Below are 20,570 nucleotides of genomic sequence, written 5' to 3'. Positions count from 1 at the left end.
ACCGTGGCTTCCACGAACGACCTCAAGAACGGCATGGTGCTCAAGCTCGAAGGCGGCCAGCTCTGGTCCGTCGTCGAGTTCCAGCACGTCAAGCCCGGCAAGGGCCCGGCCTTCGTGCGCACCAAGCTCAAGAACGTGCTCTCCGGCAAGGTCGTCGACAAGACCTTCAACGCCGGCGTCAAGGTCGAAACGGCCACCGTCGACAAGCGCGACATGCAGTTCTCCTACATGGACGGCGACTACTTCGTCTTCATGGACATGGAGACCTACGACCAGCTGATGGTCGACCGCAAGGCCGTCGGCGACTCCGCCAACTTCCTCATCGAGGGCTTCACGGCCACGGTCGCGCAGCACGAGGGCGAGGTGCTCTTCGTGGAGCTGCCGGCCGCCGTCGAGCTGACCGTCCAGGAGACCGAGCCGGGCGTGCAGGGCGACCGCTCCACCGGCGGCACCAAGCCGGCCACGCTGGAGACCGGCCACCAGATCCAGGTCCCGCTCTTCATCACCACCGGTGAGAAGATCAAGGTCGACACCCGCACCAGTGACTACCTCGGCCGGGTGAACAGCTAACCGTGGCTGCCCGCAACACGGCCCGCAAGCGCGCCTTCCAGATCCTCTTCGAGGGGGACCAGCGCGGCGCCGAGGTCCTGACGGTCCTCGCGGACTGGGTCCGGCTCTCCCGCACGGACACCCGGCAGCCGCCGGTCAGCGAGTACACGATGGAGCTGGTCGAGGGCTACGCGAAGCACGCGAAGCGCATCGACGAGCTGCTGGCCCAGTACTCGGTCGGCTGGACGCTGGACCGGATGCCGGTGGTCGACCGCAACATCCTGCGGCTCGGTGCCTACGAGCTGATCTGGGTCGACGGGACGCCGGACGCCGTCGTCCTCGACGAGATGGTGCAGCTCGCCAAGGAGTTCTCCACGGACGAGTCGCCCGCGTTCGTGAACGGCCTGCTCGGCCGGCTGAAGGAGCTCAAGCCTTCGCTCCGCCGCGACGAGGCCTGAGAGAGACAGAACGCCGGAGAGACAGAACGCCGGAGAGACAGAACGCCGGAGGGCCCGCGGCGTGAGCGCTGCGGGCCCTCCGGCGTCTCCCCGCACAGCCGAGGACCGTCCGGTCCGGGTAACGCCGCCGGGGTGGCTGGAACCCTTTGGTTCCAGCCACCCCGGCGGCACGTTTCTGCTGGCTCCGCGGACGGTCCCGCGGAACGGTCAGCCCTCCTCGTGGCTGGCCACCGCGCGACGCGCGTCCGCGTCCAGGACGCCCCAGCTGATCAGCTGCTCGGTGAGCACCGAGGGCGACTGGTCGTAGATGACGGCGAGTGTGCGCAGGTCGTCCTGGCGGATCGAGAGCACCTTGCCGTTGTAGTCACCGCGCTGCGACTGGATCGTGGCCGCGTAGCGCTGCAGGGGGCCCGCCTTCTCGGCCGGCACCGTGGCCAGCCGCTCCAGGTCGAGGACCAGCTTCGGCGGCGGCTCGGCGGCGCCGCCCGGGGTCGTGCCCGGAAGCAGCTCCTGCACCGGAACGCCGTAGAAATCCGCCAGCTCGGCAAGGCGCTGCACGGTCACGGCTCGGTCACCGCGCTCGTACGAACCGACCACGACCGCCTTCCAGCGTCCCTGGGACTTCTCCTCGACACCGTGGAGGGAAAGGCCCTGCTGGGTGCGGATCGCCCGGAGCTTGGCCCCGAGCTGTTTGGCGTATTCGCTGGACATATAGCTCCCCGGCACTGTGTCGACGCGTCTGGCGTGGGTGCCAGCCCGCGCGGCTGGTAACTCACTGTGAGGTTACGCAGCGTTACTCTGCCGCGTCAAGCCGAATGGTCCGCACCGGCTCTTCCGTGGTAGTGGCACCGTGTTGGGCCGAATAGGTGATCCGAGGGGGCCGTCCGGGCGATCGCGAGGGCCTGCTACCGTGGATGGCGCAATCCCGACGTCCTTTAAGGTCCGTCCCGTGAGGCGGAGAAGGAGGTCCGTTTCATATGGACAAGCACGACGCACAGTCCGATGCCCGGCCCGTTCTCGAAGGGCCCGACATCGCGCGGGTACTGACCCGCATCGCCCACGAGATCGTCGAACGCGCCAAGGGCGCCGACGACGTGGTCCTCCTCGGCATTCCGACCCGGGGCGTCTTCCTCGCCCGGCGGATCGCCGACAAGCTGGAGCAGATCACCGAGCGCAAGGTCCCCTGCGGCTCGCTCGACATCACCATGTACCGCGACGACCTGCGCATGCACCCGCCGCGTGCGCTGGCCCGCACCGAGATCCCCGGTGACGGCATCGACGGCAAGCTGGTCGTCCTCGTCGACGACGTGCTCTTCTCCGGCCGCACCATCCGCGCCGCCCTCGACGCCCTGAACGACATCGGGCGCCCGCGCGCGGTGCAGCTCGCCGTGCTCGTCGACCGCGGCCACCGCGAACTGCCCATTCGCGCCGACTACGTCGGCAAGAACCTCCCCACGTCGTTGCGGGAGACGGTCAAGGTCCAGCTCGCCGAGGAGGACGGTCGCGACACCGTGCTGCTCGGTGCCAAGCCGGACGCCCAGTAGCGCTTCAGGCGTACGCCGCTGTCGTACGCCGGCTCAGTGCGCGCTCACGCGCGCCCGTCTGCCCCGATTCTCCCGTTTGAACTGCCTTACGGAGCCTGACAGATGCAGCGTCATCTCATCTCGGCCGCCGACCTCACCCGCGACGACGCCGTCCTGATCCTCGACACCGCCGAGGAGATGGCCCGGGTCGCCGACCGGCCGATCAAGAAGCTGCCGACCCTGCGCGGCCGCACGATCGTCAACCTCTTCTTCGAGGACTCCACCCGCACCCGGATCTCCTTCGAGGCCGCCGAGAAGCGGCTGTCCGCGGACGTCATCAACTTCTCCGCCAAGGGCTCCAGCGTCTCCAAGGGCGAGTCCCTCAAGGACACCGCCCAGACGCTGGAGGCCATGGGCGTCGACGCCGTGGTCATCCGGCACGGCGCCTCCGGAGCACCCTACCGGCTGGCGAACTCCGGCTGGATCGACGCGGTCGTGGTCAACGCCGGCGACGGCACCCACCAGCACCCCACCCAGGCCCTGCTGGACGCCTTCACCATGCGCCGCCGCCTGATCGGCCGGGACGCCGGACTCGGCCAGGACCTCGACGGGCGGCGCATCACGATCGTCGGCGACGTGCTGCACAGCCGCGTCGCCCGCTCCAACGTCGACCTGCTGCACACCCTCGGCGCCGAGGTCACCCTGGTCGCCCCGCCCACCCTGCTGCCCGTCGGCGTCGAGACCTGGCCCTGCGAGGTCTCCTACGACCTCGACAGCACGCTGACCAAGTCGGACGCGGTGATGATGCTGCGCGTCCAGCGCGAGCGGATGAACGCCGCGTTCTTCCCCACCGAGCGCGAGTACTCCCGGCGCTACGGCCTGGACGGCGACCGCATGGCGCGGATGCCCGAGCACGCCGTCGTGATGCACCCCGGGCCGATGGTCCGCGGCATGGAGATCACCGCCGAGGTCGCCGACTCCGACCGCTGCACCGTCGTCGAGCAGGTCGCCAACGGCGTGTCCATCCGGATGGCCGTGCTGTACCTGCTGCTCGGTGGCAACGAGCCCGCCGTCACCCACCCCCGTACCGAGGAGAAGTAAGACAGATGAGCAAGATCCTGATCCGTGGTGCGAAGGTGCTCGGCGGCGAGCCCCAGGACGTGCTGATCGACGGCGGGACCATCGCCGAGGTGGGCGGCGGGCTGTCCGCGGAGGGCGCGGAGGTCGTCGAGGCCGAGGGCAAGGTGCTGCTGCCGGGCCTGGTCGACCTGCACACCCATCTGCGCGAGCCCGGCCGCGAGGACTCCGAGACCGTCCTCACCGGCACCCGGGCCGCGGCCTCCGGCGGCTACACCACCGTCTTCGCCATGGCCAACACCTTCCCGGTCGCCGACACCGCCGGCGTCGTCGAGCAGGTGTGGCGGCTGGGCAAGGAGCACGGCTACTGCGACGTCCAGCCGATCGGCGCCGTCACCGTCGGGCTGGAGGGCCGCAAGCTCGCCGAGCTGGGCGCCATGCACGAGTCGGCCGCCGGCGTCACCGTCTTCTCCGACGACGGCAAGTGCGTCCACGACGCCGTGATCATGCGCCGCGCCCTGGAGTACGTGAAGGCCTTCGGCGGTGTCGTCGCGCAGCACGCGCAGGAGCCGCGGCTGACCGAGGGCGCCGAGATGAACGAGGGCGTCGTCTCCGCCGAGCTGGGTCTCGGCGGCTGGCCCGCGGTGGCCGAGGAGTCGATCATCGCCCGGGACGTCCTGCTCGCCGACCACGTCGGCTCCCGCGTCCACATCTGCCACCTGTCGACCGCCGGGTCCGTCGAGATCGTCCGGTGGGCCAAGTCCCGCGGGATCGCCGTGACCGCAGAGGTCACCCCGCACCACCTGCTCCTCACCGACGAACTGGTCCGCTCCTACAACCCCGTCTACAAGGTCAACCCGCCGCTGCGCACCGAGCGGGACGTGATGGCCCTGCGCGAGGCGCTCGCCGACGGCACGATCGACATCGTCGCCACCGACCACGCCCCGCACCCGCACGAGGACAAGGACTGCGAGTGGGCGGCGGCCGCCATGGGCATGGTCGGCCTGGAGACCGCGCTGTCGGTGGTCCAGGAGACCATGGTGGACACGGGCCTGCTGGACTGGGCCGGCGTCGCCGACCGGATGTCCTTCAAGCCCGCGCAGATCGGACAGGCCGCGGGCCACGGCCGTCCCGTCTCGGCAGGTGAGCCCGCCAACCTCACCCTGGTCGACACGGCTTACCGTGGGCTGGTGGACCCCGCGGGCTTCGCCTCGCGCAGCCGCAACACCCCCTACGAGGGCCGCGAGCTGCCGGGCCGTGTGACGCACACGTGGCTGCGGGGCAAGGCCACGCTCGTCGACGGGAAGCTCACGTGACACCTGTAATCCTGCTGGCCGCCGAGAAGGAATCGGCGCAAGTGACCGACTGGGCCGCCCGCATCGGCTGGGTGGTCGGCCTCGCCCTCTTCGTCGCGCTCGTCTACTGGCTGATGCGCGAGGGCTGGAAGTGGCGCGGCACCCTCCAGGGCGACCTGCCCGAGCTGCCCGTCGCCCCGGACGACCCGGGCCCGGCGCGCCTGACCATGAGCGGCCGGTACCACGGCTCCACCACCGCCGGGCAGTGGCTCGACCGCATCGTCGCCCACGGCCTGGGCACCCGCAGCCGCGCCGAGCTGACGCTGACGGACGCCGGCCTGGACGTCGTACGCCCCGGGGCCGACGACTTCTTCGTCCCGCTGGACCGGCTGCGCGAGGCCCGGCTCGACAAGGGCATCGCCGGCAAGGTGCTCACCGAGGGCGGCCTGCTGGTCGTCACCTGGGCGCACGGCGACCGGCTGATCGACTCCGGCTTCCGCTCCGACCACGCGGCCGAGCACAACGCGTGGGTCGAAGCCGTCAACACCATGATCGAAACGAACACCAGGGAAGGCGCCGAACGATGACCACCTCCACCAGGGGAGCCAAAACTCCCGCCGTACTCGTCCTGGAGGACGGCCGGGTCTTCCGCGGCCGCGCCTACGGGGCCGTGGGGGAGACCTTCGGCGAAGCGGTGTTCTCCACCGGCATGACCGGCTACCAGGAGACCCTCACCGACCCGTCGTACCACCGGCAGGTCGTGGTGATGACCGCCCCGCACGTCGGCAACACCGGCGTCAACGACGAGGACATGGAGTCCCGGCGCATCTGGGTCTCCGGCTACGTCGTGCGCGACCCCGCGCGCGTGCCCTCCAGCTGGCGCTCCCGGCGCACGCTGGACGAGGAGCTGGCCGCCCAGGGCGTCGTCGGGATCTCCGGCATCGACACCCGCGCCCTCACCCGCCACCTGCGCGAGCGCGGCGCCATGCGCGTCGGCATCTTCAGCGGCGACGCCGTGCAGGACGACGGCGCGCTCCTCGCCCGCGTGCAGGAGGTCCCGCAGATGAAGGGCGCCGACCTCTCCGCCGAGGTCGCCACCACCGAGCCGTACGTCGTGCCCGCGATCGGTGAGAAGAAGTTCACCGTCGCCGCCGTCGACCTCGGCATCAAGGGCATGACCCCGCACCGCATGGCCGAACGCGGCATCGAGGTGCACGTGCTCCCGGCGACCGCGACCGTCGAGGACGTCTACGCGGTGAACCCGGACGGCGTGTTCTTCTCCAACGGCCCGGGCGACCCGGCCACCGCCGACCACCCCGTCTCCGTCATGCAGGGCGTCCTGGAGCGCGGCACGCCGCTGTTCGGCATCTGCTTCGGCAACCAGATCCTGGGCCGCGCGCTCGGCTTCGGCACGTACAAGCTGAAGTACGGCCACCGCGGCATCAACCAGCCGGTGCAGGACCGCACGACCGGCAAGGTCGAGGTCACCGCGCACAACCACGGCTTCGCCGTCGACGCCCCGCTCGACAAGGTCTCCGAGACCCCGTTCGGCCGCGCCGAGGTGTCGCACGTCTGCCTGAACGACAACGTGGTGGAGGGGCTGCAGCTGCTCGACCGCCCCGCCTTCAGCGTCCAGTACCACCCCGAAGCGGCAGCCGGCCCGCACGACGCCGCCTACCTCTTCGACCGCTTCGTGAAGCTCATGGAGGGCCAGCGTGCCTAAGCGCACCGATATCCAGTCCGTCCTGGTCATCGGCTCCGGCCCGATCGTCATCGGCCAGGCCGCCGAGTTCGACTACTCCGGTACCCAGGCGTGCCGCGTCCTCAAGGCCGAGGGCCTGCGCGTGATCCTGGTGAACTCCAACCCGGCGACGATCATGACCGACCCGGAGATCGCCGACGCGACCTACGTCGAGCCGATCACCCCCGAGTTCGTCGAGAAGATCATCGCCAAGGAGCGGCCCGACGCGCTGCTGCCCACCCTGGGCGGCCAGACGGCGCTGAACACCGCGATCTCGCTGCACGGCAACGGCGTCCTGGAGAAGTACGGCGTCGAGCTGATCGGCGCCAACGTCGAGGCCATCAACAAGGGCGAGGACCGCGACCTGTTCAAGGAGGTCGTCGAGGAGGTCCGCAGGAAGATCGGGCACGGCGAGTCGGCCCGCTCGTACATCTGCCACTCCATGGACGACGTCCTCAAGGGCGTCGAGGAGCTCGGCGGCTACCCGGTCGTGGTCCGCCCGTCCTTCACCATGGGCGGCGCCGGCTCCGGCTTCGCGCACGACGAGGAGGAGCTGCGCCGCATCGCAGGCCAGGGCCTCACGCTCTCGCCGACCACCGAGGTGCTCCTGGAGGAGTCCATCCTCGGCTGGAAGGAGTACGAGCTGGAGCTGATGCGCGACAAGAACGACAACGTCGTGGTCGTCTGCTCCATCGAGAACTTCGACCCCATGGGCGTGCACACCGGGGACTCGATCACCGTGGCGCCCGCGATGACGTTGACCGACCGCGAGTACCAGGTGCTGCGCGACGTCGGCATCGCGATCATCCGCGAGGTCGGCGTCGACACCGGAGGCTGCAACATCCAGTTCGCGGTGAACCCCGAGGACGGTCGTGTGATCGTCATCGAGATGAACCCGCGCGTGTCCCGCTCCAGCGCCCTCGCCTCCAAGGCCACCGGCTTCCCGATCGCCAAGATCGCCGCCAAGCTGGCCGTCGGTTACACGCTGGACGAGATCCCGAACGACATCACGCAGGAGACCCCGGCCTCCTTCGAGCCGACGCTCGACTACGTGGTCGTGAAGGCCCCGCGCTTCGCCTTCGAGAAGTTCCCGAGCGCCGATTCCACCCTCACCACCACCATGAAGTCGGTCGGCGAGGCCATGGCCATCGGCCGCAACTTCACCGAGGCGTTCCAGAAGGCCCTGCGCTCGCTGGAGAAGAAGGGCAGCCAGTTCACCTTCGTGGGCGACCCCGGCGACAAGTCCGCGCTGCTGGAGGAGTCCGTCCGCCCCACCGACGGCCGGATCAACACCGTCATGCAGGCCATCCGCGCGGGCGCCACGCCCGAGGAGGTCTTCGACTACACGAAGATCGACCCCTGGTTCGTCGACCAGCTCTTCCTGATCAAGGAGATCGCCGACGAGCTGGCCGAGGCGCCCGAGCTGACCCGCGAGCTGCTCGCCGAGGCCAAGCGGCACGGCTTCTCCGACCAGCAGATCGGCGAGATCCGCGGCCTGCGCGAGGACGTCGTCCGCGAGGTCCGGCACGCGCTCGGCATCCGCCCGGTCTACAAGACGGTCGACACCTGCGCCGCCGAGTTCGCCGCGAAGACGCCGTACTTCTACTCCTCCTACGACGAGGAGACCGAGGTCGCGCCGCGCGAGAAGCCGGCCGTCATCATCCTGGGCTCCGGCCCGAACCGCATCGGCCAGGGCATCGAGTTCGACTACTCCTGCGTCCACGCCTCCTTCGCGCTGAGCGACGCGGGCTACGAGACGGTGATGGTCAACTGCAACCCGGAGACCGTCTCCACGGACTACGACACCTCCGACCGCCTGTACTTCGAGCCGCTGACGCTGGAAGACGTGCTGGAGATCGTCCACGCCGAGCAGCAGGCCGGACCCGTCGCGGGCGTCGTCGTCCAACTCGGCGGCCAGACCCCGCTGGGCCTGTCGCAGGCGCTGAAGGACAACGGCGTGCCGATCGTCGGCACCTCCCCGGAGGCCATCCACGCCGCCGAGGACCGCGGCGCCTTCGGCCAGGTCCTCAAGGAGGCCGGCCTCCCGGCCCCCAAGCACGGCACCGCCACCACCTTCGCCGAGGCCAAGGCCATCGCCGACGAGATCGGCTACCCGGTCCTGGTGCGCCCCTCGTACGTCCTGGGCGGACGCGGCATGGAGATCGTCTACGACGAGACCCGCCTGGAGTCCTACATCGCCGAGTCCACCGAGATCAGCCCCTCCCGGCCGGTCCTGGTCGACCGCTTCCTCGACGACGCGATCGAGATCGACGTCGACGCCCTGTACGACGGCGAGGAGCTGTACCTCGGCGGCGTCATGGAGCACATCGAGGAGGCCGGCATCCACTCCGGCGACTCGGCGTGCGCCCTGCCCCCGATCACGCTCGGCGGGTTCGACATCAAGCGGCTGCGCGCCTCCACCGAGGGCATCGCCAAGGGTGTCGGGGTGCGCGGCCTGATCAACATCCAGTTCGCGCTCGCGGGCGACATCCTCTACGTCCTGGAGGCCAACCCGCGCGCCTCGCGCACCGTCCCCTTCACCTCGAAGGCGACGGCGGTGCCGCTGGCCAAGGCCGCCGCGCGGATCTCGCTGGGCGCGACCATCGCCGAGCTGCGCGAGGAGGGCCTGCTGCCCCGGCAGGGCGACGGCGGTGAGCTCCCGCTCGACGCGCCGATCTCCGTCAAGGAGGCGGTCATGCCGTGGTCGCGCTTCCGCGACGTCCACGGCCGCGGCGTCGACACGGTCCTCGGCCCGGAGATGCGCTCCACCGGCGAGGTCATGGGCATCGACGCCGTCTTCGGCACGGCGTACGCCAAGTCGCAGGCCGGCGCCTACGGGCCGCTGCCCACCAAGGGCCGCGCGTTCATCTCGGTCGCCAACCGCGACAAGCGCTCGATGATCTTCCCGGCCCGTGAGCTCGTCGCGCACGGCTTCGAGCTGCTCGCCACCTCCGGCACGGCCGAGGTCCTCAAGCGCAACGGCATCAACGCCACGGTCGTACGCAAGCAGTCCGAGGGCGTGGGCCCGAACGGCGAGAAGACCATCGTGCAGCTCATCCACGACGGCGAGGTCGACCTCATCGTCAACACCCCGTACGGCACCGGTGGCCGCCTCGACGGCTACGACATCCGCACAGCGGCCGTGGCACGCTCCGTGCCCTGCCTGACCACGGTCCAGGCGCTCGCGGCGGCGGTCCAGGGCATCGACGCCCTCAACCGCGGCGACGTGAGCGTCCGATCGCTCCAGGAACACGCGGAACACCTGACCGCGGCCCGCGACTAGCCCCGAGGGGGACACCGGAAACGGTGTCCCCCTCTTCGTGAGGACACCACGTCCTCGTGAGGACACCATGTACAAGATCTTCTTCCGTCTCGTCTTCAAACGGCTGGACCCGGAGCAGGCCCACCACCTGGCCTTCCGCTGGATCCGCCTGGCCGCCCGGGTGCCGGTGCTGCGCACCTTCCTCGCGGCCGCGCTCGCGCCCCGCCACAAGGAGCTGCGCACCGAGGCCCTCGGGCTGCGCATGCACGGCCCCTTCGGGCTCGCGGCCGGCTTCGACAAGAACGCCGTCGGCATCGACGGCATGGCCATGCTCGGCTTCGACCACGTCGAGATCGGCACGGTCACCGGCGAGCCCCAGCCCGGCAACCCCGGGAAGCGGCTGTTCCGCCTGGTCGAGGACCGGGCGCTGATCAACCGCATGGGCTTCAACAACGACGGCTCCCTGCGCGTCGCCGCCCGCCTGGCCTCCCGGACGCCCGTCTTCCGGACCGTCGTGGGCGTCAACATCGGCAAGACCAAGGCCGTACCCGAGGAGGAGGCCGTCGCGGACTACGTGAAGTCCGCCGAGCGGCTCGCGCCCCACGCCGACTACCTGGTGGTCAACGTCTCCTCCCCGAACACGCCCGGGCTGCGCGACCTCCAGGCCACCGAGGCCCTGCGCCCCCTGCTGAGCGCCGTCCGCGAGGCCGCCGACCGCACGGTGCCCGCGCGGCGCGTCCCGCTGCTGGTGAAGATCGCCCCTGACCTCGCCGACGAGGACGTCGACGCCGTCGCCGACCTCGCCGTGGAACTGGGCCTGGACGGCATCATCGCCACGAACACCACCATCGCGCGCGAGGGCCTCGGCCTGCGGTCCGGCCCGGCCCTGGTCAAGGAGACCGGCGGCCTGTCCGGCGCGCCGCTCAAGGAGCGCTCCCTGGAGGTCCTGCGCCGCCTCTACGCGCGCGTGGGGGACCGGATCACCCTGGTGGGCGTCGGCGGCATCGAGAACGCCGAGGACGCCTGGCAGCGCATCCTGGCCGGCGCCACCCTCGTCCAGGGCTACAGCGCCTTCGTCTACGAGGGGCCGTTCTACGCCCGCGCCATCCACAAGGGGCTCGCCGCACGCCTGCGCACGAGCCCGTACCGCACGCTCGCCGACGCGGTGGGCGCCGACGTGAGGAAGACGGCATGAGTGGTCTCGAACCCTTCGGCGCGCGTCTGCGCCGGGCCATGGACGAGCGCGGCCCGCTGTGCGTCGGCATCGACCCGCACGCCTCCCTGCTCGCCGAGTGGGGCCTGAACGACGACGTGGCGGGCCTGGAGCGGTTCAGCCGCACGGTCGTCGAGGCGGTCGCCGACCGGGTCGCGGTGCTCAAGCCGCAGAGCGCGTTCTTCGAGCGCTTCGGCTCGCGCGGGGTCGCCGTGCTGGAGAGGTCCGTCGCCGAGGCCCGGGCGGCCGGCGCGCTGGTCGTGATGGACGCCAAGCGGGGCGACATCGGTTCGACCATGGCCGCCTACGCCGAGTCGTTCCTGCACAAGGACGCGCCGCTGTTCTCCGACGCCCTGACGGTCTCGCCCTACCTCGGCTACGGCTCGCTCGCCCCCGCGGTCGAGCTGGCCCGGGAGAACGGGGCCGGGCTGTTCGTGCTGGCCCTGACCTCCAACCCGGAGGGCGGCGAGGTCCAGCACGCCGTGCGTCCCGACGGCCGGAACGTCGGAGCGACGATGCTGGCACACCTGGCGGCGGAGAACGCGGGCGAGCGGCCGCTGGGCTCCTTCGGCGCGGTCGTCGGCGCCACCCTCGGTGACCTCTCGGCGTACGACCTCGACATCCACGGCCCGCTGCTCGCCCCCGGGATCGGCGCCCAGGGAGCCACGCCGGCCGACCTTCCCCGGGTCTTCGGGACCGCCGTGCGCAACGTCGTGCCGAACGTCAGCCGGGGAGTGCTGCGCCACGGTCCCGACGCGGTCGCTCTGCGTGACGCCGCGGAACGCGTCGCGGAGGAGATCCGGCAGGCCGTGACGTCCTCCTGAGGCGGTCCAGACCATATCGCGAGAGCTCCGACGAGTGGTCGGGGGGCCGCTTGAGTCTGAATACATCCTCAAATCCGGGGCAGTATGTCCTAAATGTCCGTTCAGATGAAGGCTGACCAGGACTTTTCCGCTGTTCTCGCTGACTCTGGCGGACTTGCCCGCTAGTCTCCGACGAGAGAACGGGCAAGCGTGTGTTGCTCGTGGCTCCCCAGGTGTGGGGCGACTAGGTTCCTCACCGGTCCGTATCCGACAGTTCGACATCCGAGGTGACGTAGGCGTGGCTCTTCCGCCCCTTACCCCTGAACAGCGCGCAGCCGCGCTCGAAAAGGCCGCCGCGGCTCGCCGGGAGCGGGCCGAGGTCAAGAATCGACTCAAGCACTCCGGCGCCTCCCTCCACGAGGTCATCAAGCAGGGCCAGGAGAACGACGTCATCGGCAAGATGAAGGTCTCCGCCCTCCTGGAGTCCCTGCCCGGCGTGGGCAAGGTCCGCGCCAAGCAGATCATGGAGCGACTGGGCATCTCCGAGAGCCGCCGCGTGCGCGGTCTCGGGTCCAACCAGATCGCCTCCCTGGAGCGCGAGTTCGGCAGCACCGGTTCCTGAACCGGTCACTCCGGGGAAGCGAGTAACGGGCACTCCGGGATTGCTGGATAATCGCTGCATGGCTGCAACACCCCGGGGGACGACCCCCGTGCCCCCGGACGTACGTCCGCGGCTGACCGTGCTCTCCGGCCCCTCCGGGGTCGGCAAGAGCACGGTCGTCGCTCACATGCGCAAGGAACACCCCGAGGTCTGGCTCTCGGTGTCGGCGACGACCCGCAAGCCGCGCCCCGGCGAGCAGCACGGAGTCCACTACTTCTTCGTCACCGACGACGAGATGGACAAGCTGATCGCCAACGGCGAGCTGCTGGAGTGGGCCGAGTTCGCCGGCAACCGCTACGGCACGCCGCGCGCGGCCGTGCAGGAGCGCCTGGAGAAGGGCGAGGCCGTCCTGCTGGAGATCGACCTCCAGGGCGCCCGCCTGGTCCGGGAGTCGATGCCCGAGGCCCAGCTGGTGTTCCTGGCCCCTCCCTCCTGGGAGGAACTGGTGCGACGGCTCACCGGGCGGGGCACCGAACCGCCCGAGGTGATCGAGCGCAGGCTGGAGGCCGCCAAGATCGAACTGGCCGCCGAACCGGAGTTCGACACGACGCTGGTCAACACCTCCGTCGAGGACGTGGCGCGCGAGCTGCTAGCCTTGATGAACGTCGTGTGACCATCGCAGATCGATCCGGTCCTCGCTGATCACCCCGACTGAATCTTTCCCATCCATCGGAAGGTAGAGCGTGTCCTCTTCCATCTCCGCGCCCGAGGGCATCATCAACCCGCCGATCGACGAGCTCCTCGAGGCCACCGACTCGAAGTACAGCCTCGTGATCTACGCGGCCAAGCGAGCCCGCCAGATCAACGCGTACTACTCGCAGCTCGGCGAGGGTCTCCTCGAGTACGTCGGTCCTCTCGTCGACACCCACGTCCACGAGAAGCCGCTCTCGATCGCCCTTCGCGAGATCAACGCGGGGCTGCTCACGTCCGAGGCCGTCGAAGGCCCGGCGCAGTAAGCAGTTGCAGCTGACGCTGACTTTTCCGCAGGCCCGGCAGCCCGACTGCCGGGCCTGTGGTGTGTCATGGAGTCGTACGGTGGGCCGGTCGCCGAGGTCCGGGCAGAGACGGGGAGAGACGTGGACAAGCCGAAGGTCGTTCTGGGTGTCAGCGGTGGCATCGCCGCGTACAAGGCCTGTGAGCTGCTGCGGCGGCTGACGGAGTCGGGCCACGACGTCCGCGTCGTGCCCACGGCGTCGGCGCTCCACTTCGTCGGTGCCGCGACCTGGTCCGCGCTCTCCGGCAAGCCGGTCTCCACCGAGGTGTGGGACGACGTGCACGAGGTGCCGCACGTGCGCATCGGGCAGCACGCCGACCTGGTCGTCGTCGCCCCGGCCACCGCCGACCTGCTCGCCAAGGCGGCCCACGGCCTCGCCGACGACCTCCTCACCAACGCCCTGCTCACCGCCCGCTGCCCGGTCGTCTTCGCCCCCGCCATGCACACGGAGATGTGGGAGCACCCGGCCACCCGGGAGAACGTGGCGACCCTGCGCCGCCGCGGCGCCCTCGTCATCGAACCGGCCGTCGGCCGCCTCACCGGCGTCGACACCGGCAAGGGCCGGCTGCCCGACCCGGCCGAGATCTTCGAGGTGTGCCGCCGTGTCCTGGCCCGGGGGGTCCGCGAACCGGACCTGACGGGCCGGCACGTCGTGGTCAGCGCCGGGGGCACCCGCGAGCCCCTTGACCCCGTCCGCTTCCTGGGCAACCGCTCCTCCGGCAAGCAGGGCTACGCCCTCGCCCGGACCGCCGCCGCCCGGGGCGCCCGCGTCACGCTGATCGCGGCCAACAGCGCCCTGCCGGATCCGGCCGGGGTGGACGTCGTCCCCGTCGGCACGGCCGTGCAACTGCGCGAGGCGGTGCTGAAGGCCGCCGCCGACGCCGACGCCGTGGTCATGGCGGCGGCGGTCGCGGACTTCCGCCCGGCCGCGTACGCCACCGGCAAGATCAAGAAGAAGGACGACCGGGAGCCGGAGCCGATCGCCCTGGTGAGGAATCCGGACATCCTCGCGGAGCTCTCCGCCGACCGGGCCCGCGCCGGACAGGTCGTCGTCGGGTTCGCCGCGGAGACCGACGAGGTCCTCGCCAACGGCCGGGCCAAGCTGAAGCGCAAGGGCTGCGATCTGCTGGTGGTGAACGAGGTGGGGGAGCGCAAGACGTTCGGCTCCGAGGAGAACGAGGCCGTCGTGCTCGGCGCCGACGGCAGTGAGACGCCCGTGGCGCACGGCCCCAAGGAAGCCCTGGCCGAAACGGTGTGGGACCTGGTCGTCGAGCGTCTGCGCTGACGTCGCGGCAGCTGTGCCGCCCCGTGAAACCCGGCCAGTCGGGGCGTGGCGCCTCTGGCCAACGTCGCTCGGCATTGGGCAGAATGCCCGTGCCGCAGGTCACAGCACTCCCGAGTGGCGAGACGGGGGGACCGTGGCCGAAGCGTGACAGATAAACTGTCCACGGACGGCGCCGGGTGCAGCCCCCGCCGTCCGCCAATGATCAGCCAGCAGCCGCTGCAACCCCAGGGAGCGTTGTGTCCCGTCGTCTGTTCACCTCGGAGTCCGTGACCGAGGGTCACCCCGACAAGATCGCTGACCAGATCAGCGACACCATTCTCGACGCGCTCCTGCGTGAGGACCCGACCTCCCGGGTCGCCGTCGAGACCTTGATCACGACCGGTCTGGTGCACGTGGCCGGCGAGGTCACCACCAAGACGTACGCGGACATCGCGACGCTGGTCCGGAGCAAGATCCTGGAGATCGGCTACGACTCCTCCAAGAAGGGCTTCGACGGCGCCTCCTGCGGCGTCTCGGTGTCGATCGGCGCCCAGTCGCCCGACATCGCCCAGGGCGTGGACACCGCGTACGAGTCCCGGGTCGAGGGCGACGAGGACGAGCTCGACAAGCAGGGCGCGGGCGACCAGGGCCTGATGTTCGGCTACGCGACGGACGAGACGCCGACGCTGATGCCGCTGCCCATCTTCCTGGCCCACCGCCTGTCCAAGCGCCTGTCCGACGTGCGCAAGAACGGCACCATCCCCTACCTGCGCCCGGACGGCAAGACGCAGGTCACCATCGAGTACGACGGCGACAAGGCGGTCCGCCTGGACACCGTCGTCGTCTCCTCGCAGCACGCCTCCGACATCGACCTCGACTCGCTGCTGGCTCCGGACATCAAGGAGTTCGTCGTCGAGCCGGAGCTGAAGGCCCTGCTGGACGAGGGCATCAAGCTCGACACGGAGAACTACCGCCTGCTGGTCAACCCCACCGGCCGCTTCGAGATCGGCGGCCCGATGGGTGACGCGGGCCTGACCGGCCGCAAGATCATCATCGACACCTACGGCGGCATGGCCCGGCACGGCGGTGGCGCGTTCTCCGGCAAGGACCCGTCCAAGGTCGACCGCTCCGCCGCGTACGCGATGCGCTGGGTCGCCAAGAACGTGGTCGCCGCGGGCCTCGCCACCCGCTGCGAGGTCCAGGTCGCGTACGCGATCGGCAAGGCCGAGCCGGTCGGTCTGTTCGTCGAGACCTTCGGCACCGCCAAGGTCGACACGGACCGGATCGAGAAGGCGATCGACGAGGTCTTCGACCTGCGCCCGGCCGCCATCATCCGCGACCTCGACCTGCTGCGCCCGATCTACTCCCAGACGGCCGCCTACGGTCACTTCGGCCGTGAGCTGCCCGACTTCACCTGGGAGCGCACGGACCGCGTGGACGCCCTGCGCAAGGCCGCGGGCCTGTAACCAGCCCGAAGACGCCAAGGCCCGGTTCCCCTAGGGGAGCCGGGCCTGCGTCGTGCCCGGGGTCCCTCCCGGGCGCCGCCGGATGTCAGTGGTCTTTGGTAAGAATGCAAGCGTGAGCAGCGAGAACGGACAGGCGGGCGGCGGCGTCGAGGGTGCGCCGCCCGAGCAGCTCGCGCTCATCAGGGAGAGCGTGCGCAAGGCGCAGACGCCCCGGGCCAAGCCGCGGACGTGGCGGGGGGCCGCGCTCGCCAAGGAGCTGCCCGTCGCGCGGGTCCTCGTCGACAAGGGCGTGCTCCACCTCGACCGGTACTTCGACTACGCCGTCCCCGAGGAGCTGGACGAGCAGGCCCAGCCGGGCGTGCGGGTGCGGGTGCGGTTCGGGGCCGGGCGGCACCGGGTGCGCGAGGGACGCCGCGAGGGCGGCGGGCTGATCGACGGGTTCCTCGTCGAGCGGCTGCCCGAGTCCGACTACGCCGGGCCGCTGGCCGCCCTCGCCCAGGTCGTCTCGCCCGAGCGGGTGCTCAGCGAGGAGCTGCTGGGACTGGCCCGGGCCGTCGCCGACCGGTACGCGGGCAGCCTCGCCGACGTCCTGCAGCTCGCCGTGCCGCCGCGCAACGCACGGGCCGAGCAGCGCGCCTCCCCCGAGCCGCTGCCGCCGCCCCCGGCGCCCGAGGCGGGGTCCTGGCAGCGCTACGAGCGGGGAGCGGCCTTCCTGGAGTCGCTGGCCTCCGGCGGTGCGCCCAGGGCCGTGTGGAACGCGCTGCCGGGTCCGCAGTGGAGCGAGGAGCTGGCCCGGGCCGTCGCGGCGACGCTGGCCTCCGGCCGCGGGGCCCTGGTGGTCCTGCCCGACGGTCGGGCCGTCGCCCGCGTCGACGCCGCGCTGACCGCCCTGCTGGGGGAGGGACGGCACTCGGTGCTCACCGCCGACGCCGGCCCCGAGAAGCGGTACGCGCAGTGGCTCGCCGTGCGGCGGGGCTCCGTGCGGGCCGTGATCGGCACCCGCGCCGCGATGTTCGCGCCGGTCCAGGACCTCGGACTGGTCGCCCTCTGGGACGACGGCGACGACAGCCACGGCGAGCAGCACGCCCCGCAGCCGCACGCCCGGGAGGTGCTGCTGCTGCGGGCCGCCCAGGACAGGTGCGCCTTCCTGCTCGGCAGCTGGGCCTGCACGGTGGAGGCGGCGCAACTCGTCGAGAGCGGCTGGGCACGGCCGCTCGTCGCCGGGCGGGACCAGGTGCGCGCCACCGCCCCGCTGGTACGGACCGTCGGGGACGGGGATCTCGCGCGGGACGAGGCCGCCCGGGCCGCCCGGCTGCCCACCCTCGCCTGGCAGGCCGTCCGGGAGGGCCTGCGGCAGGGGCCGGTGCTGGTGCAGGTGCCCCGGCGGGGCTACGTGCCGCGCATGGCGTGCGCCGACTGCCGGGCGCCCGCGCGCTGCCGGCACTGCTCCGGGCCGCTGGAGGCGCGGGACGGCGGTGCCCTGCACTGCGGCTGGTGCGGCCGTGCGGAGAGCGGCTGGCACTGTCCGGAGTGCGGGAGCTTCCGGCTGCGCGCCTCGGTGGTGGGAGCGCGGCGCACGGCCGAGGAACTCGGACGCGCCTTCCCGGCGGTGCCGGTACGGACCTCGGGGCGCGAGCACGTGCTGGACACGGTGCCCGGGGCGCCCGCACTGGTGGTGAGCACGCCCGGTGCCGAGCCCGTCGCCGAGGGCGGCTACGCGGCGGCGCTGCTGCTGGACGGGTGGGCCATGCTCGGGCGGCCCGATCTGCGGTCCGCGGAGGACGCGTTGCGGCGGTGGATCGCGGCGGCGTCGCTCGTCCGGCCGCAGTCCGCCGGCGGCACGGTGGTGGTCGTGGCCGAGCCGACGCTGCGGCCGGTGCAGGCGCTCGTGCGGTGGGACCCCGTCGGTCACGCGGTGCGGGAACTGGCCGAGCGGGCCGAGCTGGGATATCCGCCGGTGTCCCGGATGGCGGCCGTGTCGGGGCCGGCGGAGGCGGTCGCCGACTTCCTCCGTACGGCCGGGCTGCCGCCGGAGGCCGAGGTGCTGGGGCCGGTACCGATGCCCGTCACCGCGGCCGGACGTCCGCGGCGGACCGGGGCGCCGCCGCCGGGGGAGCAGTGGGAGCGGGCGCTGGTGCGGGTGCCACCGGGCAGGGGGGCGGCGCTGGCCGCCTCGCTGAAGGCCGCGCAGGCCGCGCGCATGGCCCGGGGGAGCGGCGGCGGGAACGGCGCGGGAGCCGGGGTCTGGGTGCGGATCGATCCGGCCGACATCGGCTGAGCGCCCCGTCCGGCAGCCCCGCTGCGTCGCCCGTACACGCGGCTGCCCTCCCGGGTGCGGTCCGGGAGGGCAGGACGGGGAGGGCGGGGCGGCGGGCCGTCAGCCGTTGCGCGGGCCCGGGAAGGCCGTCGGCCGCACCTCGTCGCGCAGGGCCGGGCTGCCCGCCGTGGGCTGCGTGGGCATCGAGCGGGCCGCGGGGACCGTCGGGACCGCGGGCAGGCCGGTGGCCACGTTGACCGTGCGGCTGCCGGACGGCTCCGGTGTGCGCTCCGGCTCGGCGGTGGCGGTCTGGGCCGTGGCCCGGCGCGCGCCGTAACGGCGGTGCACCGCCTGTTTGGTGACTCCCAGTGCGGAGCCCACGGCGTCCCACGAGAAGCCGAGTGAGCGGTCGAAGTCCACGGCCGCCGTGACCAGGGTCTCGACACTGTCCCGCAGCTCCTGGGCGAGACGTACCGTCGGGGCGGGGGCGCGTCCGTAGACGACGAAGCCCGTGGACGGGCCGGAGCGGCGCGGGCGGTAGACGTTGCCCAACTGGGCGGTGAGGGTGCGCAGTGCGTCCACCTGCCGGCGGACCCGCTCGATGTCCCGCACCAGCAAGTGCAGGCTGGCCCGAGCCTGGGCGTCGTGGGTTGCGTGGTCGGCCATGAACAAGCCTCTCGAACCGGCGTTGAAAGGAATTGGGCCGCGATCGCGGCCCTTGTGGTCAACTCTGTCTTGACCAACGCGGATTCGCTCCGCTGGTCACGGTGTGGGGGCGCGGGGGCATATGCGTGCGCCCGTTTGCGCGGGGCGTGCGCCTCGGCCTCCGGCCGTCGGCTGCCGTCTCCCCCTCGCGCAGTGCCCGAAGCAGTCCGGCCCGGGGCCCGGTTCTCCCGTGCGGACGGGCCGCCGTCGGCGGCGATCCGTTTCCGGCTCATAGACTTGGGTGTCGCCGATGATCGCCCCCGACCGAGAGGCCGCCACCACCCCATGAAGCTCGTCTTCGCCGGTACCCCCGAGGTCGCCGTTCCCGCCCTGGACGCCCTTCTCGCTTCCGGACGGCACGAGGTGGCCGCCGTCGTCACACGGCCCGACGCGCCGGCCGGGCGCGGGCGCAGGCTCGTCGCCTCGCCCGTCGCCGAGCGGGCGGAGGAGGCCGGGATCGAGGTGCTGAAGCCGGCGAAGCCGAAGGACCCCGAGTTCCTGGAGCGGCTGCGGGAGATCCGCCCCGACTGCTGCCCCGTCGTCGCCTACGGCGCGCTGCTGCCCCGGGTCGCCCTCGACATCCCCGCGCACGGCTGGGTCAACCTGCACTTCTCCCTGCTGCCGGCCTGGCGGGGCGCCGCCCCCGTCCAGCACGCCATCATGGCCGGGGACGAGATCACGGGGGCCTCCACCTTCCTGATCGAGGAGGGCCTCGACTCGGGGCCGGTGTACGGCACGGTGACCGAGGAGATCCGGGCCACCGACACCAGCGGGGACCTGCTGACCCGGCTCGCCTTCGCCGGGGCCGGGCTGCTCGCGGCGACCATGGACGGCATCGAGGACGGCACGCTGAAGGCCGTACCGCAGCCGGCCGAGGGCGTCAGCCTCGCTCCCAAGGTCAACGTCGAGGACGCCCACCTGGACTGGAACGCGCCCGCGCTGCGCGTCGACCGGGTGGTGCGGGGCTGCACCCCGGCGCCCGGTGCCTGGACCACGTTCCGCGGCGAGCGCCTCAAGCTGATCCAGGCCGCGCCCGTGCCCGGGCGGACGGACCTCGCCCCGGGGGAGATCGCCGCCGGGAAGAACAACGTGTTCGTCGGCACCGGGTCCTACGGCGTCGAACTGCTGTGGGTGCAGGCCCAGGGCAAGAAGCCGATGCGGGCGGCGGACTGGGCCCGCGGCGTGCGGATCGCGGAAGGGGAGCGGCTCGGGAGCTGAGGGCGGGTCAGGGCCGGGCCGGTTCCCGGACCGCGCCGCGGCGTAGGCTGGGCGCGTACGTCCTCTCATCACCGGAGCACCTTT

General features: G+C 71.7%; 19 protein-coding genes. 17 read left to right on the top strand and 2 right to left on the bottom strand.

The window, feature by feature from the left end:
- Positions 1 to 3 precede the first annotated feature (3 nt).
- Together efp and nusB are read left to right on the top strand one after the other, a co-directional pair.
- The gene (gene efp, locus ACPXCS_RS14960) at positions 4 to 570 is read left to right on the top strand and encodes an elongation factor P (RefSeq protein ID WP_425951770.1); all 567 of its coding nucleotides are present in this window, start codon (positions 4 to 6) and stop codon (positions 568 to 570) included.
- 2 nt (positions 571 to 572) lie between these two features.
- The gene (gene nusB / locus ACPXCS_RS14955; protein ID WP_425951769.1) at positions 573 to 1,007 is read left to right on the top strand and encodes a transcription antitermination factor NusB; all 435 of its coding nucleotides are present in this window, start codon (positions 573 to 575) and stop codon (positions 1,005 to 1,007) included.
- Positions 1,008 to 1,214: 207 nt separating this feature from the next.
- On the opposite strand, the gene bldD is transcribed toward nusB, so the two are convergent.
- Positions 1,215 to 1,718, bottom strand: coding sequence for a transcriptional regulator BldD (bldD, locus tag ACPXCS_RS14950; protein ID WP_030166512.1), 504 nt, complete (start codon positions 1,716 to 1,718; stop codon positions 1,215 to 1,217).
- 266 nt (positions 1,719 to 1,984) lie between these two features.
- Here bldD and pyrR point away from each other — a divergent pair, with 266 nt between their 5' ends.
- From pyrR to ACPXCS_RS14880, 14 genes are all read left to right on the top strand, one after another.
- Complete coding sequence (gene pyrR / locus ACPXCS_RS14945; RefSeq protein ID WP_031116623.1) at positions 1,985 to 2,551, top strand: bifunctional pyr operon transcriptional regulator/uracil phosphoribosyltransferase PyrR; 567 nt, start codon at positions 1,985 to 1,987, stop codon at positions 2,549 to 2,551.
- Between the two features lie 102 nt (positions 2,552 to 2,653).
- Positions 2,654 to 3,631 carry an aspartate carbamoyltransferase catalytic subunit gene (locus ACPXCS_RS14940; RefSeq protein ID WP_425951768.1) on the top strand — a complete coding sequence of 326 codons (978 nt, stop codon included), beginning with the start codon at positions 2,654 to 2,656 and terminating at the stop codon, positions 3,629 to 3,631.
- A 5-nt stretch (positions 3,632 to 3,636) separates the two neighbouring features.
- Positions 3,637 to 4,923 carry a dihydroorotase gene (locus ACPXCS_RS14935; protein WP_425951767.1) on the top strand — a complete coding sequence of 429 codons (1,287 nt, stop codon included), beginning with the start codon at positions 3,637 to 3,639 and terminating at the stop codon, positions 4,921 to 4,923.
- Positions 4,920 to 5,489, top strand: a complete 570-nt coding sequence (locus ACPXCS_RS14930; RefSeq protein WP_425951766.1) for a hypothetical protein — start codon at positions 4,920 to 4,922, stop codon at positions 5,487 to 5,489. Before ACPXCS_RS14935 ends, ACPXCS_RS14930 begins: the two co-directional genes overlap by 4 nt.
- Positions 5,486 to 6,625 carry a glutamine-hydrolyzing carbamoyl-phosphate synthase small subunit gene (carA, locus tag ACPXCS_RS14925; protein ID WP_425951765.1) on the top strand — a complete coding sequence of 380 codons (1,140 nt, stop codon included), beginning with the start codon at positions 5,486 to 5,488 and terminating at the stop codon, positions 6,623 to 6,625. Before ACPXCS_RS14930 ends, carA begins: the two co-directional genes overlap by 4 nt.
- Entirely contained in the window at positions 6,618 to 9,926 is a 3,309-nt protein-coding gene (carB, locus tag ACPXCS_RS14920) for a carbamoyl-phosphate synthase large subunit (RefSeq protein WP_425951764.1), read from the top strand. The genes carA and carB overlap by 8 nt, the downstream gene beginning before the upstream one ends.
- A gap of 67 nt (positions 9,927 to 9,993) precedes the next feature.
- Positions 9,994 to 11,100 (top strand): quinone-dependent dihydroorotate dehydrogenase, encoded by a 1,107-nt coding sequence (locus ACPXCS_RS14915; RefSeq protein ID WP_425951763.1) that lies wholly within the window; start codon positions 9,994 to 9,996, stop codon positions 11,098 to 11,100.
- The gene (gene pyrF, locus ACPXCS_RS14910; RefSeq protein WP_425951762.1) at positions 11,097 to 11,942 is read left to right on the top strand and encodes an orotidine-5'-phosphate decarboxylase; all 846 of its coding nucleotides are present in this window, start codon (positions 11,097 to 11,099) and stop codon (positions 11,940 to 11,942) included. Before ACPXCS_RS14915 ends, pyrF begins: the two co-directional genes overlap by 4 nt.
- Before the next feature lie 277 nt (positions 11,943 to 12,219).
- Positions 12,220 to 12,543: an integration host factor gene (locus tag ACPXCS_RS14905; protein WP_003977346.1), complete on the top strand. Its 324-nt coding sequence runs from the start codon at positions 12,220 to 12,222 to the stop codon at positions 12,541 to 12,543.
- 58 nt (positions 12,544 to 12,601) lie between these two features.
- Complete coding sequence (gene gmk / locus ACPXCS_RS14900) at positions 12,602 to 13,195, top strand: guanylate kinase (RefSeq protein ID WP_425951761.1); 594 nt, start codon at positions 12,602 to 12,604, stop codon at positions 13,193 to 13,195.
- Positions 13,196 to 13,265: 70 nt separating this feature from the next.
- Positions 13,266 to 13,538 (top strand): DNA-directed RNA polymerase subunit omega, encoded by a 273-nt coding sequence (rpoZ, locus tag ACPXCS_RS14895; RefSeq protein ID WP_003988945.1) that lies wholly within the window; start codon positions 13,266 to 13,268, stop codon positions 13,536 to 13,538.
- Positions 13,539 to 13,658: 120 nt separating this feature from the next.
- Positions 13,659 to 14,861 (top strand): bifunctional phosphopantothenoylcysteine decarboxylase/phosphopantothenate--cysteine ligase CoaBC, encoded by a 1,203-nt coding sequence (gene coaBC, locus ACPXCS_RS14890; protein WP_425951760.1) that lies wholly within the window; start codon positions 13,659 to 13,661, stop codon positions 14,859 to 14,861.
- Between the two features lie 236 nt (positions 14,862 to 15,097).
- Complete coding sequence (gene metK, locus ACPXCS_RS14885; protein WP_094056334.1) at positions 15,098 to 16,306, top strand: methionine adenosyltransferase; 1,209 nt, start codon at positions 15,098 to 15,100, stop codon at positions 16,304 to 16,306.
- A 112-nt stretch (positions 16,307 to 16,418) separates the two neighbouring features.
- Positions 16,419 to 18,584 (top strand): primosomal protein N', encoded by a 2,166-nt coding sequence (locus ACPXCS_RS14880; protein WP_425951759.1) that lies wholly within the window; start codon positions 16,419 to 16,421, stop codon positions 18,582 to 18,584.
- Between the two features lie 99 nt (positions 18,585 to 18,683).
- Here the strand turns inward: ACPXCS_RS14880 and ACPXCS_RS14875 are convergent, their stop codons facing one another.
- Positions 18,684 to 19,229, bottom strand: coding sequence for a hypothetical protein (locus ACPXCS_RS14875; RefSeq protein ID WP_425951758.1), 546 nt, complete (start codon positions 19,227 to 19,229; stop codon positions 18,684 to 18,686).
- Positions 19,230 to 19,553: 324 nt separating this feature from the next.
- On the opposite strand from ACPXCS_RS14875, the gene fmt reads away from it, so the two are divergent.
- Entirely contained in the window at positions 19,554 to 20,486 is a 933-nt protein-coding gene (fmt, locus tag ACPXCS_RS14870) for a methionyl-tRNA formyltransferase (RefSeq protein WP_425951757.1), read from the top strand.
- The last annotated feature ends 84 nt before the right edge of the window (positions 20,487 to 20,570 follow it).

Source organism: Streptomyces sp. DT190 (assembly GCF_049846985.1).
Taxonomy (GTDB): Bacteria; Actinomycetota; Actinomycetes; order Streptomycetales; family Streptomycetaceae; genus Streptomyces.
This window is presented reverse-complemented; position numbering and strand designations above follow the sequence as displayed.

Bases quoted from the DNA above. Each gene is read 5' to 3' on its own strand.
- bldD (WP_030166512.1), bottom strand. From the start codon at position 1,718: ATGTCCAGCGAATACGCCAAACAGCTCGGGGCCAAGCTCCGGGCGATC.
- carA (WP_425951765.1), top strand. From the start codon at position 5,486: ATGACCACCTCCACCAGGGGAGCCAAAACTCCCGCCGTACTCGTCCTG.
- pyrF (WP_425951762.1), top strand. From the start codon at position 11,097: ATGAGTGGTCTCGAACCCTTCGGCGCGCGTCTGCGCCGGGCCATGGAC.
- gmk (WP_425951761.1), top strand. From the start codon at position 12,602: ATGGCTGCAACACCCCGGGGGACGACCCCCGTGCCCCCGGACGTACGT.
- fmt (WP_425951757.1), top strand. From the start codon at position 19,554: ATGAAGCTCGTCTTCGCCGGTACCCCCGAGGTCGCCGTTCCCGCCCTG.
- ACPXCS_RS14875 (WP_425951758.1), bottom strand. From the start codon at position 19,229: ATGGCCGACCACGCAACCCACGACGCCCAGGCTCGGGCCAGCCTGCAC.
- ACPXCS_RS14940 (WP_425951768.1), top strand. From the start codon at position 2,654: ATGCAGCGTCATCTCATCTCGGCCGCCGACCTCACCCGCGACGACGCC.
- pyrR (WP_031116623.1), top strand. From the start codon at position 1,985: ATGGACAAGCACGACGCACAGTCCGATGCCCGGCCCGTTCTCGAAGGG.
- ACPXCS_RS14935 (WP_425951767.1), top strand. From the start codon at position 3,637: ATGAGCAAGATCCTGATCCGTGGTGCGAAGGTGCTCGGCGGCGAGCCC.
- ACPXCS_RS14915 (WP_425951763.1), top strand. From the start codon at position 9,994: ATGTACAAGATCTTCTTCCGTCTCGTCTTCAAACGGCTGGACCCGGAG.